The sequence below is a fragment of the Methylobacterium platani genome (genome assembly GCF_001653715.1).
Classification (GTDB): domain Bacteria; phylum Pseudomonadota; class Alphaproteobacteria; order Rhizobiales; family Beijerinckiaceae; genus Methylobacterium; species Methylobacterium platani.
On record NZ_LWHQ01000012.1, the window covers coordinates 42,682 to 52,880 of the forward strand.

At 70.5% G+C, this 10,199-nt stretch carries 6 protein-coding genes; 3 read left to right on the forward strand and 3 right to left on the reverse strand.

Features of this window, described 5'->3' with window-relative positions:
* The first annotated feature begins 77 nt into the window (after positions 1-77).
* The 3 genes from A5481_RS06590 to A5481_RS06600 all read left to right on the forward strand — a co-directional run bounded on the left by A5481_RS06590 (position 78) and on the right by A5481_RS06600 (position 4,811).
* On the forward strand, positions 78-680 hold the full coding sequence (locus tag A5481_RS06590; protein ID WP_048435307.1) for a glutathione S-transferase family protein: 603 nt from the start codon (positions 78-80) through the stop codon (positions 678-680).
* A 45-nt stretch (positions 681-725) separates the two neighbouring features.
* A complete protein-coding gene (locus A5481_RS06595) occupies positions 726-2,153 on the forward strand; it encodes a glutamate synthase subunit beta (protein WP_048435306.1) in 1,428 nt (475 codons plus the stop codon).
* A 585-nt stretch (positions 2,154-2,738) separates the two neighbouring features.
* Positions 2,739-4,811, forward strand: a complete 2,073-nt coding sequence (locus A5481_RS06600) for a TonB-dependent siderophore receptor (RefSeq protein ID WP_425350158.1) — start codon at positions 2,739-2,741, stop codon at positions 4,809-4,811.
* A gap of 92 nt (positions 4,812-4,903) precedes the next feature.
* Here A5481_RS06600 and A5481_RS06605 read toward each other — a convergent pair whose 3' ends face one another.
* From A5481_RS06605 to A5481_RS06615, 3 genes are all read right to left on the reverse strand, one after another.
* Positions 4,904-7,609, reverse strand: coding sequence for an MGH1-like glycoside hydrolase domain-containing protein (locus tag A5481_RS06605; RefSeq protein ID WP_048435305.1), 2,706 nt, complete (start codon positions 7,607-7,609; stop codon positions 4,904-4,906).
* A 271-nt stretch (positions 7,610-7,880) separates the two neighbouring features.
* Complete coding sequence (locus tag A5481_RS06610) at positions 7,881-8,606, reverse strand: GntR family transcriptional regulator (RefSeq protein WP_048435304.1); 726 nt, start codon at positions 8,604-8,606, stop codon at positions 7,881-7,883.
* 30 nt (positions 8,607-8,636) lie between these two features.
* The gene (locus tag A5481_RS06615) at positions 8,637-9,914 is read right to left on the reverse strand and encodes an NAD(P)/FAD-dependent oxidoreductase (RefSeq protein ID WP_048435303.1); all 1,278 of its coding nucleotides are present in this window, start codon (positions 9,912-9,914) and stop codon (positions 8,637-8,639) included.
* Positions 9,915-10,199: the final 285 nt, after the last annotated feature.

Sequence of the window (10,199 nt, forward strand, 5' to 3'; positions counted from 1 at the left end):
GGGCACCCTCCCCCGCAGAGGGGGGAGGGTTGGGGTGGCGCCTTTACGAACGATTGGAGACGCACGGAGATTCCACGGTGAAGGTCTACGGCGACACGATGTCGGGCAACTGCCTGAAGGTGCGGTACGTCGCCGATCACCTCGGGCTCGCCTATGAGTGGATCCCGATCGACATCATGCGGGGTGAGAGCCGCACGCCCGAGTATCTGGCCCGCTTCCCCGCCGGCCAGGTGCCGGGGGTCGCGTTCCCGGACGGGCGGACGCTCGCCCAGTCGAACGCGATCATCCGGTATCTCGCCCGCGGCTCCGCCCTGCTCCCCGACGATGCCTGGACACAGGCGAAGATCGACGAGTGGCTGTTCTGGGAGCAGTACAGCCACGAGCCGACGATCGCGGTCTGCCGCTTCCACATGCGCTACCGGGGCGAGCCTGCCGAGACCCGCGACCCGAAGAAAGTCGCCGGGGGCGAGGCCGCCCTCGACCTCATGGAGCGACACTTGACCGCCGCCGACTGGTTCGTCGGCGACGCCGTCAGCATCGCCGACGTCGCGCTCTTCGCCTATACGCAATTCGCCGACGAGGGCGGATTCGACCTCTCGGGCCGGCCCGCCATCCGGGCCTGGCTCACCCGCTGCGGGGACGCGCTCCCCACATCCGCCACCGTCGCCGGGGTCGCTTAAGACCCGCCGCCGGCCCGACCACTTCACGAACTGAGCACTCCACCGATGGGCAAGGTCACAGGCTTCCTCGAATTCGACCGGCAGGAGCAGAAGTATCAGCTCGCGGCCGACCGCGTGCGGCACTTCCTCGAATTCACTCTGCCGCTCGACGAGCACGACCTGAAGAAGCAGGCGGCGCGCTGCATGGATTGCGGCATCCCGTTCTGCCACGGCCCGACCGGCTGCCCGGTCCACAACCAGATCCCGGACTGGAACGACCTCGTCTTCAACGCGGATTGGGAGGAGGCGGCGCGCAACCTGCACTCCACCAACAACTTCCCGGAATTTACCGGCCGCATCTGCCCCGCACCCTGCGAGGAGGCCTGCACCCTCAACCTCGAGAACCAGCCGGTCGCGATCAAGACCATCGAGCAGGCGATCGCCGACAAGGCCTGGAGCATGGGCTGGGTGGTCCCTGAGCCCGCCGCGGTGAAGACCGGCAAGCGCGTCGCGGTGATCGGCTCGGGTCCGGCCGGCCTCGCGGCGGCCCAGCAGCTCGCCCGCGTCGGCCACGACGTCCACGTCTTCGAGCGCGAGCCGAAGGCCGGCGGCCTGCTCCGCTACGGCATCCCCGACTTCAAGATGGAGAAGCGCCACATCGACCGCCGGGTGCGGCAGATGGAGGCCGAGGGCGTGCAGTTCCATTACGGCGTCAATATCGGCGTCACCCGCTCCTTCGCCAGCCTGGACAACGAGTTCGACGCCGTGCTGTTCGCCGGCGGCGCCGAGGCCCCGCGCGATCCCGGCTTGCCGGGCCAGGAGCTCGAGGGCGTGCATTTCGCCATGCCCTACCTCGTACAGTCGAACCGCCGCGTCGGCCAGGAGGCCGCCACGGCCGAGGAATCGATCCTCGCCGCCGGCAAGAACGTCGTCGTCATCGGCGGCGGCGACACGGCGTCGGATTGCGTCGGCACGGCCTTCCGCCAGGGCGCCCTCTCGGTGACCCAGCTCGACATTCGCCCGCGCCCGCCGGAGCGCGAGGACAAGCTGACCGTGTGGCCCTACTGGGCGACCAAGATGCGGACCTCGTCGAGCCAGGCGGAGGGCGCCGAGCGCGAGTTCCAGGCCGCGACCCTGCGCATCGAGGGCAACAAGAAGGGCAAGGTGAAGGGCGTGGTCTGCGCCCGGGTCGACGAGTCCCGCAAGCCCATCGCCGGCTCCGAATTCCTGCTGCCGGCCGACCTCGTCTTCATGGCGATCGGCTTCGCCGGCCCGGTGGCCCAGGGCCTGATCGAGGAATCGGGCGTCGCCCGCGACAAGCGCGGCAACGTGCTGGCCGACGACGTCCAGTACCGCACCTCGGCCGACAAGGTCTGGGTGGCGGGCGACATGCGCCGCGGCCAGTCCCTGGTGGTCTGGGCGATCCGCGAGGGCCGGCAGGCCGCCCGCTCGATCGACGAGGCGCTGATGGGCGCGACGACCCTGCCGCTCTGACGGCCGGGCCGCGGGGCGATCGCGTCCCGCCATCACGGGTTCGACGACAGCCAGAGGGATCCGCTCCGACCGGGGCAGGTCCCTCTGCCGTTTGTGCGCCCAGCATGGGCGCGTTCTTGAGGGTGGACGTCCCTCCGTGAGAGGCGAGAGCGCCCGCGCTTCGAGTTTCCTCGACACGGCGCTGCCACGTCGTCTGCCCGACCACGTCGTCACGGTGACGACGAACCGAGCGGCCTCAGGGTCCCGCGCCCGATCGCCCCCGACCCGATCACCCGCGGCTGGCTGCGTCTGTCTGGATCTATTCTAATTAAATCGCAGTCTGCCGAGTGATCCCGCAGTCGTCAGTGCTCGCGAACGTTGCGGCGGGTGCGCAAAAGCAACACGACAGACGATAGTGACCGAGCATGGAATCGTTCCAGAACTTGCCGGGATGAAACGATTGATTGCGGCGGACCGGGTGAGTACGCCGCGAGAGGTTCGCTTCTCCCGTCCGAGGTTCCCGTGCGCTCGATGCTTCCCCCCGCCGGCCGGCGCCGTTCGCCGCTGCTCCTTGCCCTACTCGCGGGCGCGGCGCCGGTGCTCGGGATGGGCGGCGCAGGTGCGCAGGAGGCGGGGGAGGCCATCGCCCTCGACACGATCACGGTGGCGGGCGCGCCGGCCTTCCGGGAGACCGCCATCGGCCCGGTCCAGGGCTACCGGGCGACCCGCAGCGCTACCGCGACCAAGACCGACACGGCGCTCCGCGACCTGCCCCAGACCGTCAACGTCATCCCGCGCGAGGTCCTGGTCGACCGCCAGGAGACCCGGCTGACCGACGCGCTGTTCAACGTCAGCAACGTCCAGCCCGCCGGCACGCTCCAGGGCCGCACCGAGACCTACAACATCCGCGGCTTCAACACCCAGACCTACGCCATCGACGGCGTGTTCCTGAACCAGGCGAGCAACTTCTTCGTCACCAAGCGCGACCTCGCCGACGTCGAGCGGATCGAGGTGCTGAAGGGCCCGGCCTCCGTGCTCTACGGCCGCGGCGATCCCGGCGGCGTCATCAACATCGTCACGCGCCAGCCGAGCCTGGTGCCGAGCGCCGATGCCAGCGTACAGGGCGGCAGCTTCGGCTTCCGGCGTGTGCAGGGCTCGGTGTCGGGCCCGATCCCGAGCGCCGAGGGCCTGGCCGGCCGGGTCAGCTTCGCCACCGAGGCCGATCCGACCTTCCGCAACTACGGCGGACGCGACAACAGCCGCAACTTCGTCGCCCCGGCCTTCTCCTGGAACCCGAGCCCCGACACCCGGGTCACCTTCCTCGGCGAGTTCACCAAGCAGGACGGGCAGTACGACGAAGGCCTGACCGCCTTCCGCGGCCGCGTGCCGCTCGACAACGTCGCGCGCTACTACGGCGAGCCCTGGGCGCGCTACAACGCGATGGCGAATTTCGGCACGTTGAAGATCGAGCACGACTTCAACGAGAACCTGATGATCCGTCAGGTCCTCAACGCGCAGGGCGGCGGCTTCGACCTGATCTCGCCGCGGGCGACCGGCGTCAACGCCGCCGGCACGGTGCTGAGCCGGCGGACGACCGCCACCACCTCGACCTACGCCTCGGTCGACAGCCAGACCGAGCTCGTCGCCAAGTTCGACTGGCTCGGCCTACGTCACACGGCCCTCGTCGGCATCGAGTACGTCAACGGCTACCGCCACTCCTACTCGACGCAGGGCAACCTCGCGTCGGTGAGCTTCCTCAACCCGACCTTCGGGGCGCTGCCCGGCCCGCTCTCGCTGCAGAGCGACCTGAAGCAGAAGAACGAGCTCACCGGCCTCTACGCCCAGGACCAGATCGAGCTCGGCTACGGGCTGCAGCTGCTGCTCGGCGTGCGCTACGACACCGGCGACCAGTTCTACTTCAGCCGCGTGCCGACCTCCCGCAGCATCCCGCCGACGCAGGAGCTGTCCGGCGTCTCGCCCCGCGTCGGCCTGATCTACCGGCCGGCCGAGCCGCTGGCGCTCTATGCCAGCTACTCGACCTCGTTCAAGCCGCAGACCGCCAACGTCCTCGGCGCCGTCAACCCGGCGCCCGAGACCGGCGAGCAATACGAGGTCGGCGCGCGCTACGACATCAACCCCGACCTGACCTTGAGCACCGCCGCGTTCCGGATCACCCGCAACAACGTCTCGGCGAGCGATCCGGTCAACAGCGGCTACTCGGTCATCACCGGGCAGCAGCGCTCGGAGGGCGTCGAGGCCGACCTCGCCGGCACCATCCTGCCGGGCTGGAAGGTCATCGGCGGCGTCGGCTACCTCGACGCGCGCATCACCCGCGACACCACCTTCGCGGTCGGCAATCGCCTCGTCGGCGTGCCGGCCTTCAGCGGCAGCGTCTGGACCACCTACCAGGTGCAGGAGGGACCGTGGCGCGGCCTCGGCATCGGTGCCGGCGTCACCTATGTCGGCAAGCGCTTCGGCGACCTCAACAACAGCTACACGGTCGGCGGCTACGCGCGGGTCGACGCGGCCGTCTTCTACGACCTCGACGAGCACGCCCGGTTCTCGCTCAACCTACGCAACCTGACCGATGCGCGCTACGTCGAGCAGCCCTACAACCAGTTCAACAACGTGCCGGGGGCGCCGTTCACGGTGCTGGCGACGATCACGGGGCGGTGGTAGCGGGCGGGCCGTTATCCGCGCGAGACACGTGCGCCGACGCTCGCCACCTTCCACGTCATCCCGGTGCCCGGTTGAAGCCGGGAACCCGGCGATCACCCCTCGGGCGCCGCCGGCACCTGCCCGCCTGCCACGTCCCGCCGCGGCTGCAGCAGCAGCGCCAACAGGCCCGTCCAGCCGGTCTGGTGCGCCGCGCCCAGGCCCGCGCCGGTGTCGCCGTGGAAATACTCGTGGAACGGCACGTGGTCGCGAAAATGCGGGTCGTCCTGGAACAGCGTGCTGTCGCCCAGGACCGGCCGGCGGCCGTCGGGGCCGCGCAGGACCAGGCGGGTGAGGCGGGCGGAGAGTTCGTCGGCGATCTGCGGCAGGGTGAGGTAATGTCCTGAGCCCGCCGGGCATTCGACCGTGAAGTCCGGACCGTAGAAGCGGCCGAACTCGGTCAGGGCCTCGACGAGCAGAAAATTGATCGGCAGCCAGATCGGCCCGCGCCAGTTCGAGTTGCCGCCGAACACGGCCGTCGTCGATTCCGCCGGCTCGTAATCGACCGCGAAGGTCTCTCCGTCCCAGGGGAAGCGGAACGGGGCGGCCGCGTGCGCCTTCGAGACCGAGCGGACGCCGTGGGGGGACAGGAACTCGGTCTCGTCGAGCATCCGGCGCAGGAGCGCCTTCATGCGGTGGCGGCGCAGCAGCGAGAGCAGCACCCGGTTGCCGCGCCCCGGCTCCTCCCAGCGCGAGACCTGGGCGGCGAGGTCGGGGCGGTGGGTGAGGAGCCAGCGGGCGCGGCGGGCGAAGGCCGGGAAGCGCCGGCCCAGGTTCTCGTCCAGCACCTCCACGGCGCAGAGCGGGATCAGCCCGACGAGCGAGCGCACCCTCAGCGGCACCTGGCGGCCGTCGGGCAGGCTCAGGACGTCGTAGTAGAACTCGTCGGCCTCGTCCCACAGGCCGGAACCGTCACCGCCGACATGCGTCATCGCCTCGGCGATAGTCAGGAAGTGCTCGAAGAACTTGGTGGCGATGTCCTCGTAGACCGGGTCCTCGACCGCGAGCTCCAGCGCGATGCGCATCAGGTTGAGGCTGTACATCGCCATCCAGGCGGTGCCGTCGGCCTGGTCGAGGGTGCCGCCGGTGGGGAGCCGGGCCGAGCGGTCGAAGATGCCGATGTTGTCGAGGCCGAGGAAACCGCCCTGGAAGACGTTGCGGTCGCCGGCATCCTTGCGGTTCACCCACCAGGTGAAGTTCAGCATCAGCTTGTGGAAGACCCGCTCCAGGAAGGCGCGGTCGGGCTTGCCCGTCATCGCCTGGTCCATGCGGTAGACGCGCAGAGCCGCCCAGGCGTGGACCGGCGGGTTCACGTCGCCGAAGGCCCATTCGTAGGCCGGCAGCTGCCCGTTCGGGTGCATGTACCATTCGCGGGTGAGCAGGATCAGCTGGCCCTTGGCGAAGGCCGGGTCGATCAGCGCGAAGGTCACGCAGTGGAAGGCGAGGTCCCAGGCCGCGTACCAGGGGTATTCCCACTTGTCCGGCATCGAGACGATGTCGGCGTTGTTGAGGTGCGTCCAGTCGCTGTCGCGGCCGTGGCGGCGGCCTTCCGGCGGGGCCGGCTGGGCCGGATCGCCGGCGAGCCAGCGCCGGACGTCGAAATGGTAGAACTGCTTCGACCACAGCATGCCGGCGAGCGCCTGGCGCTGGACCAGCCGGGCATCCGGGTCGGCGATGTCGCGCTGGAGCGCGGCGTAGAAGGCGTCGGCCTCGGCGAGGCGCTGCGCCATCGCGGCGTCGAAGGCCGCGACGTCGCGCGCGTCCGGGCCCGCGGCGGGGCCGAGGCGGAAGCGCAGGGAGACGGTGCTGCCGGCCGGCACGGTCACGCGCGACCACGCCGCGCATTTGGTGCCCTCGGCGAGCGGGTTCACCGCCTCGTGCCGCCCCTCGACGACGCGGTCGTTGATCGCGTCCTTCGGATGGGCGGGGCCGTTGGTGCCGAACAGCCGGCGGGCATTGGTCTCGTTCTCGCAGAACAGGAACTCGGCCGGCTGCAGGGCGGCGAAGCGCAGGGCCGGCGCGCGCCCGCGCGTCGCCTCGACGGCGCCGGCCTCGGTCAGGCGCAGGAGCGGGCGCGGCTGCTCGGGCTCCCAGGGCTCGCGCCCCCACGACCAGGTGTTGCGGGCGAGGAAGTGCGGCAGGATGTGGAGATCCGCGGCCTCCGGCCCGCGATTGGCGATGGTGACCCGCATCAGCACGTCGTCGGGCGCGGCCTTGGCGTACTCGACCGTGACGTCGTGGTAGCGCCCGTCCGCGAACACGCCGGTATCGGCGATCTCGTACTCGGGCAGGTTTTGTCCCTTGCGCCGGCCGTTCTCGGCGACGAGGTCTTCGTAAGGGTAGGCGGCGTGCGGGTACTTGTAGAGCATCCGCATGTACGAGTGGGTCGGGGTGGCGTCGAGGTACCACCACAATTCCTTGACGTCCTCGCCGTGATTGCCCTCGCTGTTGGTTAGGCCGAACATCCGCTCCTTCAGGATCGGGTCGCGGCCGTTCCACAGGGCGAGCGCGAGGCACCACAGCTGGCGGTCGTCGCTCCAGCCCGCGATGCCGTCCTCGCCCCAGCGATAGGCGCGGGAGCGGGCCTGGTCGTGGGTCAGGTAGTCCCAGGCGGTGCCGCCCTCGCTGTAATCCTCCCGCACCGTGCCCCATTGCCGCTCGCTCAGGTACGGTCCCCAGCGATGCCAGCCCTCGGCCTCGACGGCTGCGAGGCGGCGGCCTTCCTCGGTATCGGCGAGGCAGGGTGCGGGGGAGGCGGGCATGGCGGGAATCTCCCGGTGAGAGCCGTCGAAACGTCTGGAACCTGCGTGTCCGGATCGCCCGGCGCGCGGTTCCCGGACGACTGCAGTGACAGCGGAAGGGGATCCGGGAAAGGGGCCTGCCGACGATCGATCGCGGGGCCGGCCGCGCCGCGACCGGGCCCGCGCGACGGACCGGGCCGCTGCGATCGGGCGCCGCTCCGGGACGTTGCTTCTACCGAGCGTTCCCCCGACGAACCGGTATCCGCTTCGTCGGACGATGCTCTCTCGGACCTCACGCCGCCTCGGCGCCGAGCTTCTCCTTGCGCGAGGCGTTGGCCTTGTTGAGCGTGCGGACCGGATCGCCGAAATGACGCTCCAGCTCGGCGAGCGCCGGCTCGACCGCGCCGCGCTCGACGAGGTCGACGAGGAGCTGGTGCTCGTCGATGAGCGCGGCGTTCTCGCGGTAGCCGCCCATCAGCATCTGCAGGCACAGCCGGGTCTCGGCCTGAAGCGTGGCGAAGCTGCGGGTCAGGCGCTCGCTGCCGGCCTCGTCGACGATGCGGCGGTGGAACTGCATGTCGAGGTCGGCGACCTGCGGCCAGTCCTTGCGCCGCACCGCGGCCTTCATCTGGCGCACGATCGCCCCGAGGTCGCGCACCACGCCGGCGCGTTCCGGCGTCTCGACGACCCGCCGCATCGCGACGAGCTCGAGGGAGCGGCGCACGAAGTAGATGTCGATGAGGTCGCCGGGCGCCAGCTCGGGCACGAACACGCCGCGGTGGGGCTCGCTGCGCAGCAGGCCTTCCTGGATCAGGCGCTGCAGCGCCTCGCGCACCGGCCCGCGGCTGACGCCGTAGGTCGCCGCCAGCTCCATCTCGTTGAGCTGCGCGCCGAGCGGGTAGGTGCCGTCGAGGATCGCCGTGCGGATCTGCTCGGCGATCTGCCCGGACAGGGTCGTGCGGGGCAGGCGCTTGGTCGCCGGGGCGGCCTTCGCGTTCGTGTCGTTCCGGCTCGCCATCGCGCTCACGCCCCTTGCTGGACAGTAATCCTAATGCAGGACGTCCTGCAGACGATAATACGCGCCCACGAAGGGAAGGAACCAGGGCGGGCCGAAATGCCCGGGGATGGCCTTCCAGTCCCAGCCGGCGAAGGGATTGCGCTCGCTGCGCCCCTCCAGCACGTCGGCCATCACCTGTCCCATATGGGTCGCCATCTGGGTGCCGTGGCCGCTATAGCCCATCGAGTAGTACAGCCCGTCGCGCACCCCCGCCCGCGGCAGCCGGTCGGCGGTCATGTCGACGATGCCGCCCCAGCAATAGTCGATCCGGACCCGGGCGAGTTCGGGAAACACCTGGTCGAGGGCGCGGCGCAGGACGCGCCCGCTCTTCTCGTCGGAGAGCGGGTTCGAGACCGCGAACCGGGCCCGGCCGCCGAACAGCAGCCGGTCGTCGGGCGTGACCCGGAAGTAGCAGCCGACGTTCTTGGAATTGGTCGCCATGCGGCGGGTCGGCATCAGCCGGTCGAGCACGTCGCGCGGCAGCGGCTCGGTGACGATCACGAAGGAGCCGATCGGCACGATGCGGCGGCGGAACCAGCCGAGAGGCCCGACCATCGAGGCGCCGGTCGCCATCAGCACCTGTTCGGCGGTCAGCGTGCCGCGGGCCGTCACGACCTCGTGCGCGGTGCCCTGGAGCCGGCGCAAGGCCGTGACGGGGGCGTGCTCGAACACCGCGGCGCCGTGCCCCGCCGCCGCCCGGGCGAGGCCGCGGGCGAACTTGCCGACATGCATGCCGCCGCTCTTCGGATAGACGAGGCCGCCGTAGAAGGCATCCGAGCCGACCTCGCTGCGGATGTCGCCGCCCGAGACGAGGCGCGTCTCCGGGTCGGCGCGGCGCGACACCGCCTCGAAGGTGCGCTTCAGCTTGTCGACGTGCTCGGGCTTGGCCGCCAGCTTAATCTTGCCGGTGCGGCGGAAGTCGCAGTCGATCCCCTCCTCGCGGACCAGCCGCTCGACGCTGTCCACCGCCGCGTCGTAGGCGTGGTAGAGCGCCGCCGCCCGCTCCTCGCCGAAGCGGCCGGCGATGGCCCGGTAATCCGACGCGAAGCCGTTGTTGCACTGGCCGCCGTTGCGGCCCGACGCGGCGCTGCCGACGGCGTCGGCCTCCAGCACCGCCACCCTGGCGCCGCGCTTCGACAGGGCGAGGGCCGCCGAGAGGCCGGTGAAGCCGCCCCCCACCACCGCGACGTCGAACCGCCCTTCCGCCGGGCCGGGGCTGCCGGCCGTGAAGGGCGGCGCGGTCTCGAGCCAGTAGGATGCGAGCTTCATCGATGACGGTCCGTGACGGCTGGGGAAAGCCGGCGGGGCTCCCCGCGGCGTTGAGCCATCATCGTTCTTATCGTAGGATTGTCAACAATTATGCGATCGGGAGGGGTTCGGGTTCCCGTTCGACGCGGGCGCAAGGCTGTCCGGGGAAAATGGATGGCGCGCCTCCCCTCTCCCGTGTGGGAGAGGGGTCGGGGGTGAGGGTGACACGCTTCAGTGTAAGGCACTGAGCGTGGTGCTGGCAGCGGAACGGTCAGAGTTTCACCGAGGACCGTAGCACCCTCACCC